The sequence below is a fragment of the Flavobacterium sp. NLM genome (genome assembly GCF_002210235.1).
In the GTDB taxonomy this organism is placed as follows: Bacteria; Bacteroidota; Bacteroidia; order Flavobacteriales; family Flavobacteriaceae; genus Flavobacterium; species Flavobacterium panici.
In genome coordinates this window covers 150,794-177,605 of the sequence record NZ_LIAC01000014.1, presented here as the reverse complement: position 1 = coordinate 177,605, position 26,812 = coordinate 150,794, and the positions used below count along the sequence as shown (strand labels likewise).

Below are 26,812 nucleotides of genomic sequence, written 5' to 3'. Positions count from 1 at the left end.
CAAATTGAAGTGAATTGAAATTTTAGATTCTAATAAAGCAATCTAAAATTTAAACTTTGAAATCTAAAATGGTATTTGTTCCACGTGAAACGAATTTGAAATTGATATAGTTTGTCATTCTGAGGAACGAAGAATCTTCGTTGCTAGATAGACAAAGATTTGTTCTTTTGGTGTGGGGTTACTAACGAAGATTCTTCGTTCCTCAGAATGACAAAAAGAGCTAAAATCTAAAATTCCTTTATATGAGAATTGTTGAAAGAGAAATTTTATCTGACGAAGAAAAAGAAGTTTTAAGAGAACTTTGGAACGAGGAATATCCGGCACGATTAAATTGCAAAACGATGCAGGATTTTGAATTGTACTTAAACGGTCTTTCAAATACAAAACATTATTTGCTGTTTGATGCGTTAGATAAAATTAGCGGCTGGGCATTTACTTTTTTGAGAGAAGATGAAAATTGGTTCGCCATAATTTTGAATCATCAAATTCAGGGAAAAGGAAATGGGACACTTTTGATGAACGAATTAAAAAAGAATAATACAAGTTTGAATGGCTGGGTTGTGGATCATGAAAATGAAGTAAAACAAAATGCAGCACATTATAAATCTCCAATGCCATTTTACATTAAAAATGATTTTACAATTTTGACAGAAATCAGAATTGAAAATGAAAAAATGTCGGGAGTAAAAATTAATTGGAAACAATAAATAAAATATAAAAACTAGAAACCCTAAAAGTGAAATTTTGACTTTTAGGGTTTGCTATGAAATTCAACCAAAATACCTATAATTAAAAAATGGACGTTTTAAACAAAAAACATTTTCTTACTGTAAAAGACCATTCTGTTTCGAAAGAAATTTTCGATTTGTACTATGATGAAAATCTGGATATGCTGATAACTTCTCCTCAGCCGGATTTAGAAAATTTAGGAAGATATTACGAAAGCGAAGATTATATTTCGCATACAGATAACAAACGTTCTGTTTTTGAAAAAGTATATCATTTTGTAAAAAGTATAGCTTTAAAAAATAAACTGAATTTAATTAATTCAGAACAATCTCAAAAAGGAAAAATTTTAGACATTGGTGCCGGAACCGGAGATTTTTTGTTGACAGCAAAAAATGACGGTTGGAATGTAATTGGAGTTGAACCAAGCGAGCGAGCAAAAAATATTGCAAAGCAAAAAGGAATTTCATTTGTTGAAGAAATCAGCGAACTCGAAAATAATTCCTTTGACGTAATTACAATGTGGCACGTTTTAGAACACGTTCCAAATTTGGAACTTCAAATTCAGGAATTGAAGCGATTATTAAAACCAACTGGAACATTAATTGTTGCGGTTCCAAATTTCAAATCGTTCGACGCAAAACATTACGGAGAATTTTGGGCAGCTTTTGATGTGCCAATTCATTTTTGGCATTTTTCAAAAAAAGCCATCAAAACGCTTTTTGAAAAAGTGGACATGAAATTAGAAAAAGTACTTCCAATGAAATTTGATTCATTTTATGTGAGTCTACTTTCTGAAAAATACAAAACCGGAAAAATGAATTTTATCAAAGCATTTTTCATCGGTTTAAAATCAAATTTAAAAGCGTCGAGTACAAAAGAGTATTCATCTCACATTTACGTGCTAAAAAACAACTAAAACGCAAAATAAACGCATTTAAGACGCTTTCTTTGACTAGACGAGGCTTTGTGTCGTCTTTTCCGAGAAAACGGTTCTAATAAAAGCTATGAAAGTCGCTTTTAATAGTGATATTTTATAGCTTTTTTTGCATCGATAAAGAAAACTAATACCTCAAAAAGACTACAGTTTTTGGCTTTTTTTCTTGTTTTTTCCGATTTTTGATTTTTGAATTTCGTCGAACAAAACATTACGAAAATTTTGTTTTTTGCGCTTCCTGTTTTTTTATTTTTTAAAAATGAAAATTTTAAAAAACCTTCAAGAAAAATTTTCCAGTCAATTTTTCAAAAAAAGCAAAAATTTTAAAATGAGCATTTTTTCAGTCATTTTCTCATGAAATTCAAAAACGTAAATTTCAAAAAAGTTTTAGACACTGATTAAACACTTAAAAAGGATCAAAACGTAAAATAAGCGCATTTAAGGCGTTTTCTCAGGTAAATTGGGGCTTTATATTGTCTTTTTTGAGAAAACTGCTGTAATAAAAGCTATAAAAGCCACTTTTAATAGTGATATTTTATAGTAGTATTTTAGTCCATAAATAAAACCAATATCATAAAATTATAGCATTTTTTAAACTTTATGTCGATGCTATTTATTTTTTTATATTTTTGTCTTCAATACAATAAAAAAATTAGAAATTTAAAAAATGAAAAAAGCATTAGTAATTACCGCACTTTCAATTTTGGTTGTTTCGTGTAATAAAGCGACAGAAGCTAAAGAAGTAAAAACAGCTTACGTGGATACTTCAGTTTTGATGAAAGAGTACACTGAGGCAAAAGACCTTGAAGCTAAATACAAAGCTCAGGCAGAAGAAAAAGGAAGACAACTGCAAGCTGAGATTACTCGTTTTAAACAAGACGCTGCTAATTTTCAAAGTCAGGCACAAGCAAATGGACAAGCTTGGGCGCAACAAAGAGGGGCTGAATTGCAAAAAAGAGAACAGCAATTGGGTTATGCTCAACAAGCTTTATCACAGCAATTACAGCAAGAAAGTGGTGTAGAAATGGATTCTCTTGTAAGCGGAGTTAAAAAATTCATCAAAGATTACGGAAAGAAAAACGGATATTCTTATATCTACGGGACAGGTGATGCGGCTACAGTTTTATACGCTGAAGACAAGTACGATATCACTAAAGTTATTATTAAAGAGTTGAACGATAAGTACAAAGCATCTCCAAAAGCAGAAGATAAACCAGCTGCAAAAGAAGAGGCTAAAAAATAATAAACTGCCAAACTAACTAAACTAAATGAAAAACCTAAATCCAGATCTGGATTTAGGTTTTTTTCTTTTATAAAAATGCGATATTTTTGACGTTTAATACCTGCCTAATGCAAAACGTTTCAGAAGCTGCAGCTTACACCTTACAATTCATCAATCAAACGCAAAAATCGATATTTCTTACAGGCAAAGCCGGTACAGGAAAAACCACTTTATTGCGTGAAATCATTGCCACAACGCACAAAAATACAGTTGTAGTGGCACCAACAGGTATTGCGGCTCTTAATGCAGGCGGTGTAACAATTCATTCGATGTTTCAGCTGCCTTTTTCGGCATTTTTACCCACTTATGAAGAGAGTTCTCAGTTTACAGAAACCGTAAAATTTGAGAATAAAGAATCACTTCGCCGACATTTCAAAATGAACAATGTCAAGCGAAATGTGATCCGCAATATGGAGTTACTGATTATTGATGAAGTCAGTATGCTTCGCGCTGATTTGCTGGACGCTATCGACTTTATGATGCAGACAGTACGAAGAAATACCAAAGCTTTTGGAGGCGTTCAGGTACTTTTTATTGGCGATTTATTGCAATTACCGCCCGTAATTCGGGATGAAGAATGGCGAACTTTGCGTAATTATTACAAAGGAAAATTCTTTTTTCATTCGCATGTAATGCAACATAATCCGCCGCTGTACATTGAATTATCTAAGATTTACCGCCAGAGTGATGACAAATTTATTTCGGTTTTAAACAACCTTCGAAACAACCAGATTACAAAAGAAGATGTTCAGATTTTAAACCAATATGTAAAACCAGATTTCGATCTAAAAATGAATCCCGGTTTTATAACTTTAACCACGCATAACGCAAAAGCAGATACAATCAACGAACAGGCAATCAATGATTTGCCTGGAAATGAATTTTCTTATCGGCCATTTGTAGTTCATGATTTTCCTGAGAAGATTTTTCCCGTAGAAGAAAATTTAAAACTAAAAGTTGGCGCTCAGGTTATGTTTGTCAAAAACGATTTGTCTTTTGATAAAAGATATTTCAACGGAAAAATGGGCGTTATCAAATCGCTTTCCCCGGAAGAAATCTTCGTTCATTTTCCGGAAGAAAACAAAACAATCGAAGTCGAAAAATACGAATGGAAAAACATTCGCTACAAAGTAAACGAACTCACAAAAGACATAGAAGAAGAAGTTTTAGGCACATTTGCGCATTATCCAATCAAATTGGCGTGGGCGATTACTGTGCACAAAAGTCAGGGATTAACTTTTGAAAAAGCTGCGCTCGATGTATCGCAAGTTTTTTTGCCCGGACAGGCCTATGTAGCACTTTCACGTTTAACGTCCTTAAATGGGCTTATTTTGCTTTCTCCGATACAAATGAACGGGCTGTCGAACGATCAGGATGTGATGGATTATGCTTTAAACAAAGCGACGGAAGACGACTTAAAAAATTCGCTTCATTTTGAAACCAAAAATTTTATTCATAACTATTTGATTAACAGTTTTAACTGGACAGATTTAGCACAAGAATGGAGAAATCATCGTTTTAGTTATAACGAAAATGCCGCTGCATCAGAAAAATCAAAACATTCTGCCTGGGCACATAAACGTTTAGAAATTATCGACGGACTTGCAGATCCTTCGCAGAAATTCGTGCAGCAGCTTAATAAAATTTTCAATAAAGAAACAGTTGATTTGTTGTTTGTCAAGGAAAGAGTAGAGGCGGCTTATGATTATTTTTTCAAACCAATGGACAAACTGGTTACGGATCTTTTGAGTAAAATGGCTGAAATTCAGAAATTTAAAAAAGTAAAAGAATTTTATGAAGAATTAGCCTTTTTAGATGATTTGCAGACTAAAGCGGTTTTACGTTTGATGAAAGCCAAATTGCTTGTTGAAATCGTGGTTTCCCGTGAAACAATCAGCAAAGAAAGCCTGACTTCTCCAGCAATAAAAAACTACAAAACCGAAAAGATTTCCAGAACCAAAGAAGAGTTTAAAATGACGAATACAGACATGTTTCAGGTTGATGAGCCAGTTACTCGTTATTCGTATAAAAAAGCAGATAAAACGGAAGAAAAAGCTGAAAAAAAGACTACTGTTGAAGAGACGCACGAACTATGGCTGGCAAAAAACTCTGTTGAAGATATTGCCCGAATGAGAAAGCTGACCGTTCAAACGGTTGAATCGCATTTAATAAAATTGATTCAGGCCAAGAAAGTTGAGATTACAGATGTTCTTCCTTATGATAAAATCTTAGCTTTAAGAGAAGCTTTTGAATTTTATGCAGAAGAATCTTTGAGTCCGCTAAAGGAAAAATACGGAGACGAATTTACCTGGGATGAACTTAAGATGTTCAAAGCTAGTATTAATTGATTTTAGATTTTGTAATCAAGATTATATAAACCTAGAGAAAGACTTAATTTTAAAGTTGGTTTACGCTTTTTTGTCATTTCGACGAAGGAGAAATCTCCATAAGTAACTCCGCAACGAAAACCCAATCTTTGCCGAGCTTCGTGCGGAGATTTCTCCTTCGTCGAAATGACATTCATTGTGCTTATTTTTTATAAAACGAAGATTCTTGATTTCCTTTTTGTAACTTAGGGTTTAATAGACTGAAATTTTAAATAATTTCCAATAAACATTATGTAAAATAGAAAATCATGAAAAAGCTTATATACATCGCATTAGTTATTTTTTCTGTCACGGGTATGAGTGGTCAGGAACTCAAAAAGGAATATCAAAAATTCATTCAAGCTTTTATTAACAACGTAAAAAGGGATAAGAAAGAAGCAATTGCAAATATGATTTCTTATCCGTTGGAAAGAGAAACGCCAATCCCTCCAATCAAAAATAAAACAGAGTTTATAAAGCGATATTCGGAGATTTTTGATGCAGATTTAAAGAAAGAAATAACATCGTCAAAACCCGATAAAGACTGGTCAGAAATGGGATGGCGGGGCATTATGCTCAACAACGGGACGATCTGGATTGATACTGATGGGAAATTGACATCGATTAATTATCAGTCGAAAATTGAGAAAGATTTAAAAACAAAACTTGTTTCTTCTCAAAAGCAAAACGTTCATTCGAGTATAGCAAAGTTCAAAAGTCCGATTTGTGTTTTTGAAACCTCAAAATTCAAAATTAGGATTGATGATTTAGGAAATAATAATTACCGTTATGCATCCTGGTCTGTAAAGCAGAAGATGAGTGAGAAACCGGATTTAATTATTCAAAATGGTAAATTTATTGCTGATGGTACAGGAGGAAACCACAGTTACGAATTTAAAAAAGGAAATTATGTTTATACTTGCGATATTATAGTTTTGGGAGAAAAAGGTTCTCCGCCAGCAAGATTAGTTATTACGCAAGATGGAAAAGAAATCCTTTCACAAAACGCTAAAATTGTTTCACGATAAACAAAAAACCCGATTCAAACAGAATCGGGTTTTTTGTTTTCAGTTATAGAGACGAAATGGCTTTTTCAAGCTCTTTTTGCTGCGTTATTTGCGTTAATTTGAGTTTTTGAATACTAACCTCGTTTTCTTTGGTTTTTAGCCTTTGTTTTTGAATTTCTTCATCTGAGATCGAAGATGTTGTTATTTTGTTTTCAATTTTTTGATTGGCCAGCTCCAGTTTGTTGATCTTTTCCTTTGTAGATTTTAAATTATCTTCAGATTTGACCAATGCTTTTTTCTTTGATTCAACCTCTTTTCTTTGCTTTTCAATTTCCTTTTGCTGCTTTTGTAATTCCGAAATTTTATCGTCAAGCTTTTTGTGATTTTCAACAGAAGCTTTTCTGGCATCGTTTTCAGCTTTTTGCAATTCCATTTCGTAAGCTTTTTGATTCTGAATTGTTTGCTGTGCCATAAAATATTGTGAGTTCATTATAAACATCACAACTGCAAATGTTTTAAGAATTTTATTCATCATTTTTAAATTTTATTGGCGACGAAATTAAATGATGATTAATTTTAAGATTACCAGATAACTATTTAAAAATGATAAAATAAGACAAAAAAAATCCTATTCGGTAAGAATAGGATTTTGAGGATTTTATAAGTTTTCGACCAGAATCCAGGCATCTGGATTTTCGCCTTTTTGAATTTCTTTCTGTGCTTTTTCAGCTTCTCCCATTGTGGCATAACTTCCATATAAAACCGGGAATAAACCATGCTTGTTTTCGCCAAGCATTCTGGCGTTATAACCGTCTTTGATTAATTGGTTGTACGCTTTTTTTGCATTTGCTTCGCTTCTAAAAGCACCGGCCATGATATGATAAGGCATAAGTTTGACTTCTGCAGTTTCTACTTTTGCAGAATCAACAGCTAAAGTTACAGCAGGTAGCGGATTTTGAATCACGAATGTTGCTTCCTGTATTTTGTTCTGAACTTTTTTCTGGACATTACCTTCTACAACAAGCGTTTGTGCAGCAATTTGATTTTGGTACAAAGGATAACCAATACTTCCGGTAACGCCTAAACCAAGAACAAAAATAGCAGCATATCTTAAATAAGATCTTGATGATCTTACTTCTTCATCTTCATACAATTCGACAGTTTCTCTCTCTGAGATTTGCTCGATTTTCTTTTCGAAAATTTCTCTTTTTACCATTGGAGAAACAAACGGACTTAATCCGAAAGAAGTCGACAAATAGTTAATTTGATCGTTTGGTGAAAAAATGATATTGTTCTCAGAATTTAAACGAAGATCTCCAATATTTTTCAGGCTGATTACACCATTTTCTTCAAGTGTCTGTCTCCATTTTTGAACCTCAAAAGCGATACCATTTACGGCAGTTCCGTAAGATATATTTTCTGCTTGGGCAACATGATTGGCCAGCAGTCCGTCATTATTTTTTAAGCGGCTGTTGAAAAAAACCGTTTTCTTCGGTGGAAAAAACGAATTCGTACTTTCATTCAGCTGTGCTGATTGAATTTCGGTTAAAAATGCCCCAAATCCGGGAACCGTTACACACTGATAACGATATAATAATTGCGCGATATAAGTTTCGATTTTCATAGCAACAAAGTTAAGTAATGAATATAGTTATCAAAATTTTATTCACAATTTTTATTAACAATTGCAAGATTTTTATATACAATTAATTATCAGTATTTTAATTAAAACTTTATTAGCATCGCTTATTTTGTTTCTGTATAAATTTTATTTTTTATTAAGAAATTACTTTGTTTTTAGCATATTTGCACTATTATTTGAGTACAGTTTTTATTTCTATTTTACATAATATTTTTTGCAAATGTCAGATCAGGATTTATTTTATTTATTAGCCTTAATGAAAGTGGATGGAGTGGGAGATATTATGGCAAAAAAATTATTAAATCATTGCGGAAATGCAGAAGCAATTTTTAAATCGAAAACCAATCAAATTGCTGCAATTGATGGAGTTGGTTCTGTTATGCTGAAAAACATAAAAGACAAAGCTATTTTTGAAAAGGCCAATCAGGAACTTGAATTTATCAGAAAAAATGATATCAAGATTTCTTTCTTTCAGGACGAAACATATCCGGATCGTTTAAAACATTGTATAGATTCTCCTGTTTTGATTTTTACCGGGGGAAATATAGATTTGAAAAATAAGAAGATAATTAGTATCGTTGGCACACGTCAAATTACATCTTACGGAACTGAATTTTGCCGAAAACTCATTGAAGATCTTGCACCGCTGGATCCTGTAATTGTGAGTGGTTTTGCCTATGGCGTTGATATCGTGGCGCATCAATTTGCAATGGATTATAAATTGCAGACTATTGGGGTTTTAGCTCATGGATTAAATCAGGTTTATCCAAAAGCACACAAAAAGTACATGGCAAAAATGGAAGAAAATGGAGGTTTTATTACCGAGTTTTGGAGTACTTCTAATCCGGATAAAGAGAATTTTGTCCGCCGAAATCGTATTGTTGCCGGAATCAGTGAAGCCACAATAGTAATTGAATCTGCAGATAAAGGCGGATCGCTTATCACGGCCAATTTAGCCAATGATTATAACCGCGATGTTTTTGCCGTTCCGGGAAGAGTAACAGACAGATATAGTCAAGGTTGTAATGATTTGATTAAAACCCAAAAGGCAAGCTTGTTAAGCAGTGCAGCCGACTTGATTTATGTTCTCAATTGGGATATCGAAAAGAAACCAAAAGCCATTCAAAAACAGTTGTTTATTGATCTGGAACTCGATGAACAAAAGATTTACGATTTTCTCCTAAAAAACGGAAAAGAATTGCTTGACACTATTGCGCTCGAATGTGATTTTCCTGTTTTTAAAATCTCAGGAATTCTTCTAAATATGGAACTTAAAGGAGTTATTAGGCCTTTGCCTGGGAAATTATTTGAAGCAATTTAATGTGTATTCTCACTAAAGATATTTCATATTTAAATTCCAGATTTCTTAAATATTAATTGAATGTAAAGGATATTTAATTATTTAACATTTATGCTAAAATAAATTAGGCAAAGTGTAATAAAAGTATATTTTTGCTCTACCAAAAACCTTAAAAATGAATATAATAGAACTAATTGAAAATGCTGGGATTTATAAAGAAAACCGAAGCGCTTTCAGCACTGAAGACTCTGAAAAAGTCAGGAAGCAATTTGAAATTGAGCGATCACAAAACCCAAATTTAGATCCAAATCTTGCAGATAATTTGATTACTGCATTTAACGAATTTCCAAAAGAGATTTTGTTTATTTCGAATAATCGGATTCTGTATAATTTCTTTGCCAGAAAAAATTACTCCCGAAACAGATTCATTACAGATTATTCTGTTTCTGTTAATGAAGAAAATATTAAATCATTTATAGGCAGATTTTTATCTAAAGATTTAGATACTTTTTTCGATCAAAACATAGCGCAGAATAGATTTGATGATCTTTTAAATGTTAAAGAATATCTGCCTCAAAATTCATTAGACAATCTGAGCCAAAAGATAAGCACAAAACTTGATTTTGTTGTAAATAAATTTGATGAAAATCCTTCTTTATCATCTGGTGCTGAAACAATTGAATTTATTAAATACAGAAGTTTTTACACCTTGCTTTCTCATTTTAGATCTGCAGAAAATGACAAGAAAATCAGGGCAATTTACAGTAAAATGTCTGGTTCAATTGTTAGTGCAGGCGTACGAAATGAGTTTTTAGAACCAATGGTATCTTCAATGGTTAATTATAAACCAATAGATTACGAATTGAGTAATACAATACGATCTCACAAAGACCGAATCGACGCTGCAAAGGATAGAGAATATAGCAGCAGCAGTTCATCTGGAGGAATGTCTACTTGGTCCATCGTTGTATTACGATTGATTTTATTATTGGCGAGATTAGGAAGAGCTTAAAGATTTTTATATAAAAAAAGCCTGCTAAAATCAATTAGCAGGCTTTTTATTTTTAGATTTTTAATCTACTCTTTGTTTTCTTCATTATAATTCCAAAAGGCTTCTTCTACAGCACCTTCAAGAAGGCAGGAAGCAGCATATGAAATATCAATTAACCACTGATCAATTTGTTCTACTTGTTCTTTGGTAATCAAATTATTACCTTGCAGCATTCCTTCCGGATAAAGTGCCCACATTCTTCCATAATGACAAATTCCCCAAACACAAGAGATTATTCTTTTATCTACAAAATCCTTTTCTAATTCTGGTGCAAGAACTTGTAAAGCCTGCATAATTAGATGATAATTTTTCTCGTGTAAAACTCTTCTAAACGGACGTAATTGACCAAGAAAACCATTTTTCCAGCGATCGCTTTCTATGTTTTCATGGTGAGCGCTTTGGTACATTAGTTCTTCTATTGCTTCTTCTTTCGTCATAAATTAAATGTCTAATAAGAAAAATTTAATTCTCAAATCCAAGAACATTTCGAACCTTTGCTAAAACACTATCTGCAATGACAGAAGCTTTTGCAGCGCCTTTTTTCAATAAGGCATCAACTTCTTCAAGGTTATTTATGTAGTAATTATATTTTTCTCTTTCGGTTTTGAATTTCTCTGTAATCAGTTCAAAAAGAGCTTGTTTTGCATGCCCGTAACCGTAATTTCCACCAAGATAATTCGCTCTCATTTCGGCAATTTGAGTTTCATTTGCTAACAAAGCATATATTGCGAAAGCGTTGCAGGTATCAGGATTTTTTGGTTCTTCCAGCGGTGTGCTGTCCGTTTCAATGCTCATAATCTGTTTGCGTAACACTTTATCATCAAGGAAAATATTGATAATATTGTTGGCAGATTTACTCATTTTTCCGCCATTTGTTCCGGGAATTAATTTGCCTTCTTCCTGAATTTTGGCTTCTGGAAGTACAAATGTTTCTCCCATTTGGTGATTAAATCTTGAAGCGACATCACGTGTAATTTCTAAATGCTGCTCCTGATCTTTTCCAACCGGAACAAACTCTGCATCATACAATAAAATATCGGCAGCCATTAACATCGGATAGGTGAAAAGCCCAGCATTTACATCTGCTAAACGATCAGATTTATCTTTGAAAGAATGTGCCAAAGTCAATCTTTGGTAAGGAAAAAAACAGCTTAAATACCAGGTCAATTCAGCAGTTTGAGTCACATCAGATTGTCTGTAGAAGGTAACTTTATCTGGATTTAAACCACAGGCAAGCCATGCCGCAGCAGTGCTGTACGTGTTTTCTCTTAATGTTTTACCATCTTTAATTTGTGTAATCGAGTGTAAATCAGCAATAAACAAAAATGATTCATTTGCTGGATTATTCGATAATTCAATTGCAGGGATGATTGCTCCCAATAGATTGCCTAAGTGTGGCGTTCCAGTACTCTGAACACCAGTAAGTATTTTTGCCATTCTCGTTTTTTCTTATTCTTTAACGACAAAGGTCGTGATGTTTTTTTTAACCGCAAAGTTTGGAAAGTTTGTTATGTGGTTTTTAACGCAAAGAGCGCAAAGGATTTTCGCAAAGGAAAGAAGTTTTTTTAAGAATTGCTTTGCAATGAGCTCGCGAAGCTTTGTGTATAAGGATCAATATTTTTAAAGTTTTAGACTTAAGATTATTATGTTTAATTATAAGAATATATTTATAAATTTGACATTTTTTTAATATGATAGAAAACGAAATATCAAATATTATAATTGGAATTGCTATTGAAATTCATAAAAAACTTGGCCCGGGCTTATTAGAGAATGTTTATAAAGAATGCTTGTTTTATAAAATTGCGCAGCGAGGACTTCTAGTTGAAAAAGAGAAAGCTTTACCATTAATTTTTGAAGAAGTGAAGCTTGATTGTGGATACCGAATTGATTTACTTGTTGAGAACAAGTTTTTAATCGAAATAAAAACTGTAGAATCACTTACTGTTAACCATTTGGCACAAACTTTAACCTATTTAAAACTAGGAAATTATAAACAGGGCTTACTCGTAAATTTCAATGAAAGTCTCTTGAAAAAATGGAATAAGAAGAGTCATAAACAACTTATAGATAAAGCTTTGCGAGCTCATTGCAAAGCAAGTCTCAAAAAAAATTAACTTCTTTCCTTTGCGAAAATCCTTTGCGCTCTTTGCGTTAAAAACAACTGTAGAAACTCCCAAACTTTGCGAAAAACCTTTGCGCTCTTTGTGTTAAAAACCTCAAGACTTAGTGTAAAATTATTCATCAAACAAAATCTTTATAAAAATTCATTTCGGTTTTCTTACATTTGAAACCATGAAAGGATTAAAGATTGTTTTTTGGATTATTTGGCGCATTTGGTTTTACGTTTTAATGGCGATTCCGATATTGATTATGCTGCCGTTTTTACTGATTTCTATTATCTCAGAGAGAGGATACCCTTATTTTTTTAAAATGGCCCGCATTTGGGCTAAATTCATCCTTTTCGGGATGGGTTTTTATTACAAAGTAAAACGCGAACAAAAGCTTATCAAGAATAAGAGTTATATGATCGTGGCAAATCATACTTCAATGACGGATATTATGTTAATGCTTGCCATTATAAAAAACCCGTTTGTTTTTGTTGGAAAGAAAGAACTTGTGAAGATTCCGCTATTTGGATTTTTCTACAAAAGAACTTGTATTTTGGTAGACAGAAATTCTTCTAAAAGCAAAAATGAAGTTTTTAAACGTGCACAAGACCGTTTAAATCAAGGTTTAAGTATTTGTATTTTCCCTGAAGGCGGAGTTCCTGATGATGAATCTATTTTACTGGACGAGTTTAAAGACGGCGCTTTTAGACTGGCAATTGAACATCAAATTCCTATTGTACCTATTGTTTTTGCCGACAATAAACAACGTTTCTCGTATACTTTTTTAAGCGGAAGTCCCGGAAAAATGAGAGGGAAAATTCTCCCTTTTGTAGAAACAAGCGGTATGACACTGGATCACAGAAAAGAGTTAAGAGATCAGATAAGACAATTGATTTATAATGGTTTACTCGAATTTCAAAAGAAAGATTTAAAAAAGTAATTAAAATAACAAACCCGGCAGGATTTTACACTTGCCGGGTTTTCTTTCGAAATAAAAACCCCCGTTTATATTCAAAAAGCTTATCGATGAATTATTTTCTCAGAGATAAAACGCAATATTTTTTTAATTTTTAATTTGGTTTTTTTTCGTTTTCTACTCCTCAGCACTTCTCTTTTTTCTTTCATGGTTAAATATTTATGGCTTGATAATAAGGAGTTTGGGTAAACTCAAGTTAACGGCATAATATATTAGATCGCAAAAAAGTAAAAAGGTTGTATGAGCTGCTAAATTTTTTTTCAAAAAGCAGTAAAAACCCGTTAGAACCATGAGAGAAACTAACGGACTTTTAATGAATCAACCAACCAAATTTATTATAAAAAAAATGTTGAACTGTGTATTTATGGCCAATACCAATTAAACATTATGTCTATTTGTATAGATGAAAGAGCTGCAAAAAGGTTGCGTCTTTTTTTTATTTTTTTCCAAATAAAAAACCCGAAAGGTTTTAAATCTTTCGGGTTTAGAGTGTAAAGTATTGATTTTTAAATACTTTTATTTATTTTAAGCATCAGCTAATTCTTTGATGTGAGCTTTAATTTTAACTTCTAATTCATCAGCCAATTCTGGATTGTCTTTAATTAAAGCTTTTACGGCATCACGTCCCTGACCTAGTTTAGTGTCTCCGTAGCTAAACCAAGATCCTGCTTTTTTAACGATTTCAAATTCAACCGCTAAGTCAAGAATTTCACCTGTTTTAGAAACACCTTCTCCGTACATAATGTCGAATTCGGCAGTTTTAAACGGCGGTGCCACTTTGTTTTTAACGATTTTAACTTTAGTTCTGTTACCAATCACGTTTTCACCGTCTTTAATTTGAGAAGAACGACGAATATCTAAACGTACAGAAGCGTAGAATTTTAATGCGTTACCACCGGTTGTTGTTTCAGGATTTCCGAACATAACACCAATTTTTTCACGCAGCTGGTTGATAAAGAAAACAGTACAATTTGTTTTGCTGATTGTTCCCGTTAATTTTCTTAAAGCCTGAGACATTAAACGCGCATGAAGACCCATTTTAGAATCTCCCATTTCACCTTCGATCTCACTTTTTGGAGTTAAAGCCGCAACAGAGTCAATTACAACAATGTCGATAGCTCCGGAACGAATTAAGTTTTCGGCAATTTCTAATGCCTGCTCACCATTGTCTGGCTGAGAGATAATTAAGTTTTCGATATCAACACCTAATTTTTCAGCATAGTTTCTGTCAAAAGCATGTTCCGCATCAATAAACGCTGCAATTCCGCCCGCTTTTTGAGCTTCGGCAATTGCATGCAATGTTAATGTGGTTTTACCAGATGATTCTGGTCCGTATATTTCAATAATTCTTCCTTTTGGATATCCATTTACTCCAAGAGCTAAATCAACGCCAAGAGAACCAGAAGAAATCGTTTCTACCTCTACAATGGCTCTGTCGCCCATTTTCATTACGGTTCCTTTTCCGTAGGTTTTGTCAAGTTTATCAAGCGTTAACTGCAGCGCTTTTAATTTGGCTTCTTTGTCTGAACTCATCTTTTCTTAAATATCTAAAATTGTTATTTTCTGCCTTTCAAAACCAAATAATGGAAATACTTTCCTGATTTTATTTAGCGAATTAGAATGTGTAAAAATACTTCTTTTTTTGAAGTTTGATTGCTTCAAATTGTTTCAAATTGTAACAATTTGTATTACAAAAATAAAGCCTTTAATTCTGTAGCGTCAGAAGGTTTTAATTTTCCTGCAAGTACTAAACTTAACTGTTTACGGCGTAAAGCAGCTTCAAAACGTTGTATTTCTAACTCTGTTTCCGGGGCAATTGCCGGTACTTCAACAGGTCTTCCCGTATCGTCAACAGCGACAAAAGTATAAATAGCTTCGTTTGCTTTGGTTCTGTTTCCAGATTCGCGGTCTTCTACCCAAACGTCTATAAAAACTTCCATAGAACTTTTGAATGATCTTGAAACTTTTGCTTCTACAGTAACAACGCTTCCAAGGGAAATTGCTCTGTTAAAAGCAACGTGATTTACAGATGCTGTAACTACAATTCGGCGTGAATGTCTGCGCGCTGCAATACTTGCTGCACGATCCATTCGGGCTAATAATTCGCCGCCAAAAAGATTGTTTAAAGGATTTGTTTCACTCGGTAAAACTAAATCAGTTAATATTGTCAGCGATTCTGAAGGGTGTTTTGGATTCATTTTTTTGATAAAGTATATATGAAAGGATTTAATCTTTCTTTTTTTGATTTGATTCTTTGTCTTTTTTAAATTTTAAGAGATTTTCTTTGTTAATTTCAAGTATGGATTTTTTAGATTCGCCTTCTAACTCTTCACCTGTTTTATCTTTCGCCTGAAGATATGTAGTTTCGTCTTTTTTCCTAACAGATTTTATTATATCTACTTTTGAAAGTTGCTCTAAGTGTTCTTTAGCCATTTTTTGAAGTAGAGTAAATCTTATTTTTTTTTCAGTATTTAATTTTATCATTTCAGCATTCATTACTTCTAAGTTAGACATAACTAGAAGTTCATTTATGCTAGAAAAATCCCTCATGTTTTTTGTTTTTGATAAATCTGGATTTGCTTCTTTCCATTCTTTAGACGTATAACCATAAAGGGCAAGATTTAATATTTCTGCTTCATTTGCATACTCAATTCCTCTTTTATCTAGTGGAAGAGAACTTTTTGGGATTATAAATTTTTGAACAGCATCTGTATGTATTGAATAATTTGCTTTACTCAAAATTCTTCTTACATCCCACTCTAAGTTATATTGATTTGTTTCAATTTCTTTTAATCTTTGGTACTCTGTAACAATGTACAATTGAAAAACAGGGCTTATCCACATTCCAAAGTTAAAGGCAATATCTTTGTGAGCATAAGTACCACCATATCTGCCTGTTGTTGCAGTGATGCCTATTGCATTTGTTTTTTCACACCATTCCTTAACGCTTACTTTAAAAGTATTTAATCCAGCACCTTCTTTAATTATGGCGAATTCGCCATAATTAAAATTTGGATTGTTTAAACTTTCCCAAGCAGCTAAATATTCTAAAGTATTTCTATTTCTTAACCAGTCACTTATAAAAAAATCACCATCATTAGCTTTTATCATATCAGTTAAACAGATATAATCGCTTTTGTTAATATTTAGCATAGATATTTCGTGATCCTGTACTATTAATTTTATGTGTTTTGACATATTAGTGTTTTTAGAAATATTGATTTTAAAATGCTTTAGTACTTTAGAAACAAATAGGTTTCTATAAATTAATTCATCCAGTTCACTAACATAACGGCAGGAATTAAATAAATAACAATGGTTCTTGCGCCATCGTAATCTTTGGCTAATCGTTGTCCGAAAAGCATCATTAACAAACAGATACATGAAAAAATTCCGGCATAAAAACCATAGTCACGACCGCTGTTTGTTAGTAATTGAATCGCGCCCACAACACTTAAAATTCCGGAAATTAATTCTAAAATTAACAAGTGTAAAAGAGCAAGCGGCACCTGATTTTTTAATGGTGTTTTGGCAAAATGTTCTTTAAGCCAGACAACATTATCTTTCCAGTAAAAAATTTTTTCATAGCCCGATTGTAAAAAAGTTAAGGCTAAAAATGCTAATATTAAAATAGAGGCAACATTGTTCATTTGAGGACTATTTTTTATGAATTAAACGAGTCAGTTTTATAGATAAATCGGTTAAGATTATTTTCGCATTTCCGTTTCTTTCAATGTGATACATCGCATCAGAAAGCTCTTTGAAAATTTCGTGAATATTATTTCCGTTTACAAAAGGCGCAAAATTTTCGAGTTTAAACTTGTCGACTTTTGGCTCAATGTAAACTAAACTTGGCGTTTGATAATTCAGTAATAAAGCTTGTCTGAACATTTCGATACAAAACTGAATAAATTTTTTCTGGCTTTCGCGGCCAAGTCCGGCGATTTCTTCGCTCCAGGAAATTAAATCCTGAATCGCTGCGGCATTTCCTTTTGCCCTGAAAGCAGCACGAACCCAATTTACAAACCATTGCTCAAAAGGATATTCAGTATCATCTTCTTTCAATAAATGCAATGCTTTATTAAAATTTCCCTGCGCCTGATGGGCAATTTTTTTGGCTAAATTTGGGTCTATATTTTCTTTGGAAACCAATTCTTCGGCAATTACTTTTTCGGGAAGTCCGTTAAAGTGAATCACCTGACAGCGAGAACGTATGGTTTGAATAATGTCTTCTTCGTTTTCAGAAATCAGAATAAAAATTGTTTTATCTGAAGGTTCTTCCAGCAGTTTCAAAAGTTTATTTGAAGCTGCAATATTCATCTTATCTGCCATCCAGATAATCATGATTTTATAACCGCCTTCGTAGGATTTAAGCGCAAGCGATTTTAAAACTTCCTGAGCATCTTCGACTCTGATTTCTCCCTGCTTGTTTTGAACGCCAAGGAGTTTATACCAGTCAAATAATCCGCCGTAAGGCATTTCCTGAATAAAGTTTCGCCAGTCCTGAATAAAGTCTAAACTTTTGGGTTTTGTTTTGACATCTTCTGTCGTAACAGTTGGGTAAATAAAATGCAGATCGGGATGCGAAATATTTTGAAATTTCAAATTACACGAATCATTTCCGTTTTCGTTTTCATTTCCCGTATTACTGCACAATATGTACTGTGCATAAGCAATCGCTGTAGATAATGTACCGCTTCCTTCAGGCCCAATGAATAATTGTGCATGAGGAATTCGCCCGGAAGATGCACTTTTTATCAAGTGACTTTTGATGTAATCCTGACCTAAAATTTGAGAAAATTGCATGAAGCAAAGATAGCAGAAAATGATGTAGTCAAAAATTTTAGATTAAAGATTATTGAGCTGGATTTCATTTATGAGAATATGATTGTTTTTTGCTAAATTTTTTGTTCTGTTGCCGCTAAGTTTTGTTAATAAATTACTTCACGCGAGCAGATATCAAGACTTTTTTGTTAATATTTTTTTGTTCAAAACGATAAACGTATGCTTTTTTTGGCTATTTATAGTGAAATTTTTATTCCAATTTTATAGATAATCTCTTACGTTTCCTGTTTTAACAAATTTAACAAAAAGCCCGTTAAAACGCACATTTTCTCGACATAGAGCGGGGTTTTAAGGTTTTTTTAAGCTTTTTTTTTGAAAAAAGAATTCAATAAAGTTGCAATTTAAGTTAATTTCTATATTTTTGTTTGCATCAACAACCAATATAAATAAGAATTTATGAAAGGGAAAATTATTTTATTTAGTGCATTTTTTATCATGACTTCTGCAGCTGTTTCTGCACAGGCAAAAAACGCTCCAAGAAGTATTATTAGTACAACAGCTCTTATTCGTAAATACCATGATCAAAAAGAATTGAGTGGTATGCAAAAAGGAGAACTTTTGGAATTGTATATTGAGCGAATTAAAGTATTAGTAAAAACTCTCCCTTACATTGCGTTGGTTACAAAACCGGGTGTTACTATGGCAGACTTAGGTATTCCAGACGATAGTGAACACAAAAAAGTTTTGGATGCTCAGGCACTTGGAACAACAACTTTCTTAGATACTACAGTTGAGTTTCAAAGAAAAATGATGCCTTACTCAGATAAAGGAAACCTTATCGCGGCAATTTTATTTTACGAAAACACATTAAAATCTTTACACGAGTTCAACGAATTGAACGAAATGTAAAATTTAAAAAAATATTTTAAAACCTTTTTTGGAATGTTTACGTAGATGGATTTAGTTTCTGCGTTATTTTGAAAAAGTAAAACAAAACAACTCGTTCTCGATTTACTCTGAATAATACTTAGAAAAACCGAGAACAGTTTTTTTCATTTACGCATACCCAAATTATTTAAAGCATACCCAAATTTATTATTAACCTAATACACACCTTTATCATGAAAAAAATTACTCAAATGATCTGCGTTCTTTTGACAGTTACGAGTATGAGTGCTCAACAAGAGAAAGGAATTATGGGCTACACTAACTGGTTAAATAACTGGACTGAATTTAAGCCTAACAAAGTAGAGTATGGAGAAGCAAATCAAATTTTAGCAGGAAACATTTCTGTTAATACTAAATTGCTTAAAAGGAATATCTATGTTTTGCAAGGTAACGTTTACGTTACAAACAATGCGGTTTTAACAATCGAACCTGGAACTTTAATTATTGGTGATTTCGAAACAAAAGGAACATTGGTAGTTACAAAAGGTGCACAACTTGTTGCTGATGGTTTAGAAACTGACCCAATCGTATTTACATCTAACCGCAGCCAGAAAAAAGCTGGAGACTGGGGTGGAGTTGTAATTCTTGGTGACGCTCCTATTAACAAATTCGGTAACGTAGGTTCTTACAATATGGACCTTGATCCAACTTTAACTACTTACGGTGGTGACAATGTTGCTTCAAACTCTGGAATTTTAAGATATGTTAGAATCGAATTTGCAGGTAAAAAAGTGAAAGGAGTTGATACTTTCAACGGTTTAACTATTGCAGGTGTTGGTAACAAAACAATTCTTGAAAACGTTATGGTTAGCTACTCTGGAGGAGATTCATTTGCTTTCTTCGGTGGAGACGTTAACGCTACAAAATTTGTTTCTTATAAATCAATCAACGACGATTACAAATTTACACAAGGTGTACAATGTCGTTTATATAACTCTTTAGCAGTTAGATCTTCTTACTTATCTAGTAATAAAGACGGATCTCGTTGTATGGAGGTAAAATCATTCGAAAAGAAAAGCGAAACAGATTTTACTAAAAAAACTACTTTAGTTGTTGCTACTAACATTACAATGCTTAATGACAGTGAAAACATCAATGCTGACATTCAATCAGGTTTAGTAAAAGAGGCTGTTTACGTAGCTGAAACTGCTTCTCTTGAAATGAAAAGAAGTGTGATCTCTGGATTTAACCCTGCAGTGTTATTAGACAGCAAAACAGAAATCAATGATGCCAACCTTAAAAAAATCAAATTTGAGGAAATGTATTTCAACTTATGTAAAGGAAATATCTTTACTGAATACAACTCAAACAACGAAGATTTAGAGAGCTGGTATGGAAACAGTGTGTTCTTTAATGTTTACTCTCAAAGTGACAACAAAGAGACATTTATTGATATCTTCAACCCTAAAAAGCCAGACTTTAGATTACAATTAGGAAAAATTACAGCTTCAAGCGGCAATAGATAAATAGATTTCGATTTTTATTTCAAAGCGTAAATTTTATTAATAAAGTCCCCAGACACAATTTATGTATCGTCTTAAAAGGACCAAATAAAGATCAAAACATAATGGCTCTATCTACAAAAAAGTATTTATATATATTCTTTTTGGTTTCTCCTATTTCGTTAAGTCTGTATGCACAAAGTTCAGCAATAGAAAAGCCTACGGTTTCTGCTGTTTCTGACTGCAAATTAGCTTCAATTGAGATAAATCAAAATAACGAATCAGCTGATAAATCTATCAGCAAATTAGATAATTCTAATCAGTTAATAGTAGGGCTGTCCACCCCCAAGGACAGCCTTACTATGCCGGCTGATTTGAAAGATCAATCTTCAGATTGTGAAGAAAACTCATTGATTGGTTCTACTTCAATTCTTGCAAAAGATATTATTGAGAACTACAAATATGATTTTTCTGAAACATTCATTGATATCTTGTTTTTTGAGCGTATAGACTTAGCAAGAACACGTACTATATGATTCAAAAAACTACTTTATCTTTTTTTAAAGTTTTCATTTTATTTAGTATAATTCTGTTTACTAAATCGCATACCTATGCTCAAACACCAGCAATAGTTGGACAGCAGCTTCCTTTTGACAGAATTTGTGCCGGTTTAGAAGTAAATGGAACGCCATTTAATGAATACTTCGCAACATTCAGCTATTTAAACTTTCCGGCAGGAACTACTTTTGAAGTAGAACTTTCAGATGATTTAGGAAGTTTCACAACTCCTACTGCTACAACAAAAATTTCGTTTGTAGACGATCCTGTGGCGCAGCAGCAAACGATTAAGTTTGCTATTCCTACGAATTTAAAAGGATCAAATACATACAGCCTTCGCATTAAAAGTAATACGGCCACGCCTATTTACAGCCAGAGGGTTAAGAATTTCCAGAACCAGACTTCGTTTCCGGCTTATTACAGAATCTTTGCAGAGAAATTTTTTATCAATAATAACGAAGCCAATGCAACTATTTGTTCAGGTGGAAATTTAAGTCTTTCTGTAGATAATCCAACTCCAGCAGACACACCATCATCTCCTGCCAATTATCCAAATTTAAAGTATAAATGGTACAAAGATGACGTATTAATAGCAGGACAAAGCGGTACAACGTTAGTAGCAAATAGTCCAGGTGTTTATTATGCTCAAATCGATTACGGCGGTTGTGATGATGATAACTTTAGTTCTAATCGTGTTACAGTAGTATCTTCTGGCGGAGGATCTGCAGTAACAGTTGATTCAAGCTTGGGAAACCCTTTCTGTTCAAACGGTTCAGGAACTATTTTAACAGCAACATCAGGTAACAGTTATGTTTGGAAAAAAGATGGTGTTGTAATCGCGCAAACATCTCGCAGTATTACTACAAGTGAATCTGGTCTTTATTCTGTTGAGGTTGATTTTGGCGGTTGTAAAGCTACAGGAAGCATCGATTTAAAAAGCAATAGTTTCACGGCCAGCCTAGATGTTCCGGAAACTTATGAGCTTCAAGAAGGAGAAACATTAAACGTATCTGTAACGACAGATGCAGGGACTCCAAAATTCGAATGGTTTTTAAATAATATACCAATAAATGGTGCTAACGGTGCAAGTTATCTGGTAGCCGTAAGAGGTTTATATAAAGTTAAAATATCACAGGAATCAGGTTGTATAGCTTCAAGAGAATTTACATTTAGAGTTACATCAGCAACAGATGCTGTTACTAGTGTAATTCCAAATATTGTTAAACTGAGCGGTGCTTATCCTTACTGGAATATTCCAGATGCGTATAAAACGCCGTCGACGAAGCTAATAATTTTAAGTTCAAATGGAGAGGTAATGTATGATGATGTCGGCAGCAATTACGATCCGGAACTTAACTCTTTTATAAAAGATTTTAAAAATGTAAATCCAGTTTATTACTATGTCATTCAATCAGACACAGGTGAAAAAAAAGGATCAATAACTGTGATTAAATAATGAAGAAAATTTTACTATTCATAACTTTATTTTACGGTTTTTCTAATGTACTCTATTCTCAGGACAAAGTTGAGAATGGAGTTGTTTCGTTTTCATTACCTATCAGAAATTCATTAAAGTTTAATAGATATTTAATAAACCCTGCATTTAGCTTTGTTCGCGAATCAAATGCTTATGCAAGCTTTTACAACAAAAGACAATGGGTGCAGTTTGACAATGCACCGCAAACTTATTTAGCTAATTATTCTGGCCGATTTAGAGAAAATGAAGCCTTTGCTATTGGTTTGTTTCAACAAAATTATGGTTTAATGACCGTGTTTGGCGGAGTTGTTAATTTCGCTCACAATATCGTTTTGCAGGAAGACAGTAACCTTACTTTTGGTTTAAACGTAGGCGCTTACCAAAGCGGTTTAGAGAAAGGAAAAATTATATCTGATGATCCGGATATTTTAAATGGAGACTATCCTTCAAACACAATGCTTACTGTAAATCCGGGGATTAATTATGGAACCGCTTTTCTTGATTTCGGATTATCGGTAAACAACTTAATTCTTTACAATTTTGGTTCTGGCGTTGTAAAAGAAGATCCGGAAAGAGCAATTGAATTACACGCAATGTATACAGGTTACATTGACAGTTATGGTTTTTTTGAGCAAAGTAAATTCTCAGGAATCGTAAAAACAGAAATTAAAAAAGATAAAACAGTTCTTTCAGGACTTGCCATGCTTTCGTTGAAACAAGGAGTTTGGGCACAGGCAGGTTACAATACATTATATGGAGTTTCTGCAGGTTTAGGGGTTAACATTTCACCTAGCATTGCAATCGAATATAACTACGAAAGAGGAATGGGCAATTTTACAAATATGGGAGGTTCTCATGAATTTGCTATTGCTTATAAATTCAAAAACAGAAATTACTATTACGGAGATGATGAAGAAGGATCATTAATAGACCCTTCGAGAACGACATCTAAACCAGTAATTGCTAAACCAAAAACAAATGCAGCTCCTGTAACAAGAGTAGATGGAGCTGAGAAAGCAAGATTAGCTGCTGAAGCAAAAGCAAAAGCTGATGCCGAAGCAAAACAAGCAAGACTTGCTGCTGCAGAAAAAGTTAAGGCTGATGCCGATGCTGCAGCAAAAGCAAAATTAGACGCAGACAATAAAGCTAAAGCAGATGCTGAAGCTCTTAAGATAAAATTAGCCGCCGATGCTAAAGCTAAAGCAGATGCCGCAGCTGCCGCAAGAGCACAGACAGCAACAGCAAACAGAGCCGTTGCTGCAGAACAAAAAACAACCGCACAATTAGCTGCAGATAAAGCAAGAGCAGATGCTGAGGCAAGAAGAATAAAATTAGCTGCAGATAATAAAGCAAGAGTTGATGCTGCCGCTGCTGCGAGAGCACAAGCACAAGCAAACAAACCATCTGCAACAGCTGCACAAAAAACAGCTGCACAATTAGCTGCAGATAAATCGAAAGCAGATGCTGAAGCATTAAAAATTAAGCTTGCAGCCGATGCTAAAGCTAAGGCAGATGCAGAAGCAAAAGCGAAACAAACAGCTGCGGCAACGCCAACAACGCCGGCTCCGGCTCCGCAAAAAACACAAGCACAATTAACTGCTGAGAAAGCAAAAGCGGATGCAGAAGCACTTAAAATAAAACTAGCTGCAGATGCGAAAGCTAAAGCAGATGCTGCAGAAGCAAAACGTAAAGCAGATGCTAAAGCAAAAGCTGAAGAAGCAGATTTACAATCAATCCTGGCTGCAGATGCTAAAGCAAAAGCTGACTCAGATGCACTTCAGGCAAGATTAGCTGCAGAAGCAAAAGCAAAAGCCGCTGCTGAAGCAAAAACAAAAGCTTCGATTGATGCTGCAAACAGAGCAAAAGCAGCCGCTGACGCAAAAGCAAAAGCCGCAGAAGGAGCTGCTCTAAAAGAAAAATTAGCAGCTGATGCAAAAGCAAAAGCGGATGCAGAAGCCAGACAAGCAATTATAGCTGCAGAAGCAAAAGCAAAAGCCGATGCAGAAGCATTAAAAATAAAATTAGCAGCCGATGCAAAAGCAAAAGCTGACGCAGAAGCTCAGGCTAAATTAGATGCGGAAGCAAAAGCGAAAGCTGATGCAAAAGCAAAAGCCGACGCTGAGGCTCAGGCAAAACTTGATGCAGAAGCAAAAGCTAAAGCAGATGCAGAAGCATTACAAGCAAAATTAGTAGCTGATGCAAAAGCTAAAGCCGACGCTGAAGCATTAAAAGCTAAACTAGCTGCAGACGCAAAAGCTAAGGCAGATGCAGAAGCATTACAAGCAAAACAAGCGGCAGATGCTAAAGCGAAAGCAGATGAAGAAGCACGTCAGGCTAAATTAGCAGCAGACGCAAAAGCTAAGGCTGACGCAGAAGCATTACAAGCTAAGTTAGCAGCAGATGCAAAAGCAAAAGCGGATGCAGAAGCAGAAAAAACAAGATTAGCTGCAGAAGCGAAAGCAAAAGCAGATATGGAAGCTTTACAAGCTAAATTAATTGCCGATGCAAGAGTTAAGGCCGATGCGGAAGCAACTGCAAAAGCAAAAGCGGAAGCAGAAGAAAAACAATTAAGAGAAGCTGAAGAAGCACTACAAGCTAAGTTAGCAGCAGACGCAAAAGCAAAAGCTGATGCAGAAGCATTACAGGCTAAACTAGCAGCAGATGCAAAAGCTAAGGCAGATGCAGAAGCACTACAAGCTAAATTGGCTGCAGATGCAAAAGCAAAAGCTGACGCAGAAGCATTACAAGCGAAATTAGCAGCAGACGCAAAAGCGAAAGCCGATGCAGAAGCATTACAAGCTAAACTTGCAGCGGATGCAAAAGCAAAAGCCGATGCAGAAGCATTACAAGCGAAATTAGCAGCCGACGCAAAAGCTAAGGCAGATGCAGAAGCATTACAAGCTAAATTGGCAGCAGATGCAAAAGCGAAAGCCGATGCAGAAGCACTTCAAGCTAAGTTAGCAGCAGATGCAAAAGCAAAAGCCGATGCAGAAGCATTACAAGCTAAGTTAGCAGCGGATGCAAAAGCTAAGGCCGATGCAGAAGCATTACAAGCTAAACTTGCTGCAGATGCAAAAGCAAAAGCGGATGCAGAAGCTTCAGAAAAACAAAAAGCTGACGAAGAAACAAGAAAATTAAAAGAAGAAGAAGAACGTCAGGCAAGATTAGCAGTAGAGAAAGCTAAAGCTGATGCAGAAGCAGCAGCGGCCAGAGCAGCAGCAGCTGCAAAAGATGAAACAGCAAAAGCGATTGAAAGCTTAACTCAGTCAATTGAAAGTTCAGGTAAAGCACAAAACGATTTATTAGATCAGTTTAAATCAACAGTAGCTAATAAACAAAAAGACTTGAATGATTTAAAAGAAGAGAATGATTTAAGTGAAAAAGGTATTTATAAAGAACCAAAACCTTTCAAAAGCGTAGCTGCAGAAAACAGTCAGATAGAAGCTTTAAAATCGCAGTTGGCAGATGCTAGTAAAGCACAGAAAGATGAGATTGCTAAGCTGACAAATTTATATAACGAAAGGCTTAAAAAAGTTCCTAATAAAAATGATGCTTTAAACAAAGCTTATCTTGAGAAGATAAACGAATTGAAAGCAGCACAGTTAAAAATGGAACTTGAAGGTGCAGCATTACTTGCCGACTTAGAGCGTATTAAAGCTGAAACTGAAATTGAGAAAAAACGTAGAATTAAGCGTGCGGCATACGAAAATGATCAGGGAAGATATGCTCAGGATGTAGCTGCTCTTAAACGTATTAAAGAAACAACGAAAGTAAGCAGTACACCGCTCACGGCAGCTGATTTTGATTTTGGTGAAGATCAGTCAAACATGCAGATTATTAAGAATATTAAAAATTCTGAAAGTGGTTATTATATGATTCTTGCAGTACACAGCAGTGTTGAAAAACGAGATGAGTTCTTAACTAAAGCTGTAGCATCAGGGCTTTCAAATATTAATTTCTTTTACAATATAACAACAAGTAAATATTATATCTATTACGAGAAATTCGATGGTCTGCAAGAAGCAACTAAGGCATTAGAAGCTAAAGGTAAATCACCATACAACGGGAAAATGGCTATCGTAAAAGTCGAAAATTAATAATAGGATATAGACGGCGGCTTCTTCGAAAGAAGAAGGAAAGTAAAAACATAAATTTAAATTAAGATTGAATGTTGTTCTTTGAATGCCCCTTCAAAGAACAACAG

General features: G+C 34.0%; 23 protein-coding genes. 14 read left to right on the top strand and 9 right to left on the bottom strand.

The window, feature by feature from the left end:
* Positions 1–242: 242 nt before the first annotated feature.
* From APR43_RS17515 to APR43_RS17495, 5 genes are all read left to right on the top strand, one after another.
* Entirely contained in the window at positions 243–707 is a 465-nt protein-coding gene (locus tag APR43_RS17515; RefSeq protein ID WP_053474343.1) for a hypothetical protein, read from the top strand.
* 89 nt (positions 708–796) lie between these two features.
* Positions 797–1,645 carry a class I SAM-dependent methyltransferase gene (locus APR43_RS17510; RefSeq protein ID WP_053474344.1) on the top strand — a complete coding sequence of 283 codons (849 nt, stop codon included), beginning with the start codon at positions 797–799 and terminating at the stop codon, positions 1,643–1,645.
* A 685-nt stretch (positions 1,646–2,330) separates the two neighbouring features.
* Positions 2,331–2,906, top strand: coding sequence for an OmpH family outer membrane protein (locus APR43_RS17505; RefSeq protein ID WP_053474345.1), 576 nt, complete (start codon positions 2,331–2,333; stop codon positions 2,904–2,906).
* Positions 2,907–3,013: 107 nt separating this feature from the next.
* A complete protein-coding gene (locus APR43_RS17500; protein ID WP_053474346.1) occupies positions 3,014–5,293 on the top strand; it encodes a helix-turn-helix domain-containing protein in 2,280 nt (759 codons plus the stop codon).
* 287 nt (positions 5,294–5,580) lie between these two features.
* Positions 5,581–6,339, top strand: a complete 759-nt coding sequence (locus APR43_RS17495) for a hypothetical protein (protein ID WP_053474347.1) — start codon at positions 5,581–5,583, stop codon at positions 6,337–6,339.
* 43 nt (positions 6,340–6,382) lie between these two features.
* Here the strand turns inward: APR43_RS17495 and APR43_RS17490 are convergent, their stop codons facing one another.
* Positions 6,383–6,853: a hypothetical protein gene (locus tag APR43_RS17490; protein WP_123924563.1), complete on the bottom strand. Its 471-nt coding sequence runs from the start codon at positions 6,851–6,853 to the stop codon at positions 6,383–6,385.
* A gap of 123 nt (positions 6,854–6,976) precedes the next feature.
* On the bottom strand, positions 6,977–7,942 hold the full coding sequence (locus tag APR43_RS17485; protein ID WP_053474349.1) for an SPOR domain-containing protein: 966 nt from the start codon (positions 7,940–7,942) through the stop codon (positions 6,977–6,979).
* A gap of 238 nt (positions 7,943–8,180) precedes the next feature.
* Here APR43_RS17485 and dprA point away from each other — a divergent pair, with 238 nt between their 5' ends.
* Together dprA and APR43_RS17475 are read left to right on the top strand one after the other, a co-directional pair.
* A complete protein-coding gene (gene dprA, locus APR43_RS17480) occupies positions 8,181–9,281 on the top strand; it encodes a DNA-processing protein DprA (protein WP_053474350.1) in 1,101 nt (366 codons plus the stop codon).
* Between the two features lie 154 nt (positions 9,282–9,435).
* The gene (locus APR43_RS17475; protein ID WP_053474351.1) at positions 9,436–10,272 is read left to right on the top strand and encodes a hypothetical protein; all 837 of its coding nucleotides are present in this window, start codon (positions 9,436–9,438) and stop codon (positions 10,270–10,272) included.
* Positions 10,273–10,337: 65 nt separating this feature from the next.
* Here the strand turns inward: APR43_RS17475 and APR43_RS17470 are convergent, their stop codons facing one another.
* Both APR43_RS17470 and trpS read right to left on the bottom strand, forming a co-directional pair.
* On the bottom strand, positions 10,338–10,748 hold the full coding sequence (locus APR43_RS17470; protein WP_053474352.1) for a hypothetical protein: 411 nt from the start codon (positions 10,746–10,748) through the stop codon (positions 10,338–10,340).
* A gap of 25 nt (positions 10,749–10,773) precedes the next feature.
* Positions 10,774–11,748 carry a tryptophan--tRNA ligase gene (gene trpS / locus APR43_RS17465; RefSeq protein WP_053474353.1) on the bottom strand — a complete coding sequence of 325 codons (975 nt, stop codon included), beginning with the start codon at positions 11,746–11,748 and terminating at the stop codon, positions 10,774–10,776.
* A 254-nt stretch (positions 11,749–12,002) separates the two neighbouring features.
* Between trpS and APR43_RS17460 the strand changes: the two genes are divergently transcribed.
* Together APR43_RS17460 and APR43_RS17455 are read left to right on the top strand one after the other, a co-directional pair.
* Positions 12,003–12,428, top strand: coding sequence for a GxxExxY protein (locus tag APR43_RS17460; RefSeq protein WP_053474354.1), 426 nt, complete (start codon positions 12,003–12,005; stop codon positions 12,426–12,428).
* 178 nt (positions 12,429–12,606) lie between these two features.
* Entirely contained in the window at positions 12,607–13,362 is a 756-nt protein-coding gene (locus APR43_RS17455; protein ID WP_053474355.1) for a lysophospholipid acyltransferase family protein, read from the top strand.
* Positions 13,363–13,923: 561 nt separating this feature from the next.
* Here APR43_RS17455 and recA read toward each other — a convergent pair.
* The 5 genes from recA to APR43_RS17430 form a co-directional block, all read right to left on the bottom strand.
* Positions 13,924–14,931, bottom strand: coding sequence for a recombinase RecA (recA, locus tag APR43_RS17450; RefSeq protein WP_053474356.1), 1,008 nt, complete (start codon positions 14,929–14,931; stop codon positions 13,924–13,926).
* A gap of 155 nt (positions 14,932–15,086) precedes the next feature.
* Complete coding sequence (locus APR43_RS17445; RefSeq protein WP_053474357.1) at positions 15,087–15,596, bottom strand: acyl-CoA thioesterase; 510 nt, start codon at positions 15,594–15,596, stop codon at positions 15,087–15,089.
* Positions 15,597–15,624: 28 nt separating this feature from the next.
* Complete coding sequence (locus tag APR43_RS17440; protein ID WP_082356489.1) at positions 15,625–16,596, bottom strand: KilA-N domain-containing protein; 972 nt, start codon at positions 16,594–16,596, stop codon at positions 15,625–15,627.
* Positions 16,597–16,664: 68 nt separating this feature from the next.
* Positions 16,665–17,048, bottom strand: a complete 384-nt coding sequence (locus tag APR43_RS17435) for a hypothetical protein (RefSeq protein ID WP_053474358.1) — start codon at positions 17,046–17,048, stop codon at positions 16,665–16,667.
* 7 nt (positions 17,049–17,055) lie between these two features.
* Positions 17,056–18,204 (bottom strand): ATP-binding protein, encoded by a 1,149-nt coding sequence (locus APR43_RS17430; RefSeq protein WP_053474359.1) that lies wholly within the window; start codon positions 18,202–18,204, stop codon positions 17,056–17,058.
* Positions 18,205–18,639: 435 nt separating this feature from the next.
* On the opposite strand from APR43_RS17430, the gene APR43_RS17425 reads away from it, so the two are divergent.
* The 5 genes from APR43_RS17425 (at position 18,640) to APR43_RS17405 (ending at position 26,705) form a co-directional block, all read left to right on the top strand.
* A complete protein-coding gene (locus APR43_RS17425) occupies positions 18,640–19,092 on the top strand; it encodes a hypothetical protein (RefSeq protein WP_053474360.1) in 453 nt (150 codons plus the stop codon).
* Between the two features lie 212 nt (positions 19,093–19,304).
* Positions 19,305–20,597, top strand: a complete 1,293-nt coding sequence (locus APR43_RS17420; RefSeq protein ID WP_053474361.1) for a hypothetical protein — start codon at positions 19,305–19,307, stop codon at positions 20,595–20,597.
* Between the two features lie 101 nt (positions 20,598–20,698).
* The gene (locus APR43_RS17415) at positions 20,699–21,109 is read left to right on the top strand and encodes a hypothetical protein (RefSeq protein ID WP_053474362.1); all 411 of its coding nucleotides are present in this window, start codon (positions 20,699–20,701) and stop codon (positions 21,107–21,109) included.
* Complete coding sequence (sprC, locus tag APR43_RS17410) at positions 21,106–22,587, top strand: gliding motility protein SprC (RefSeq protein ID WP_053474363.1); 1,482 nt, start codon at positions 21,106–21,108, stop codon at positions 22,585–22,587. Before APR43_RS17415 ends, sprC begins: the two co-directional genes overlap by 4 nt.
* On the top strand, positions 22,587–26,705 hold the full coding sequence (locus APR43_RS17405; RefSeq protein WP_088636423.1) for a type IX secretion system membrane protein PorP/SprF: 4,119 nt from the start codon (positions 22,587–22,589) through the stop codon (positions 26,703–26,705). The genes sprC and APR43_RS17405 overlap by 1 nt, the downstream gene beginning before the upstream one ends.
* Positions 26,706–26,812 lie beyond the last annotated feature (107 nt).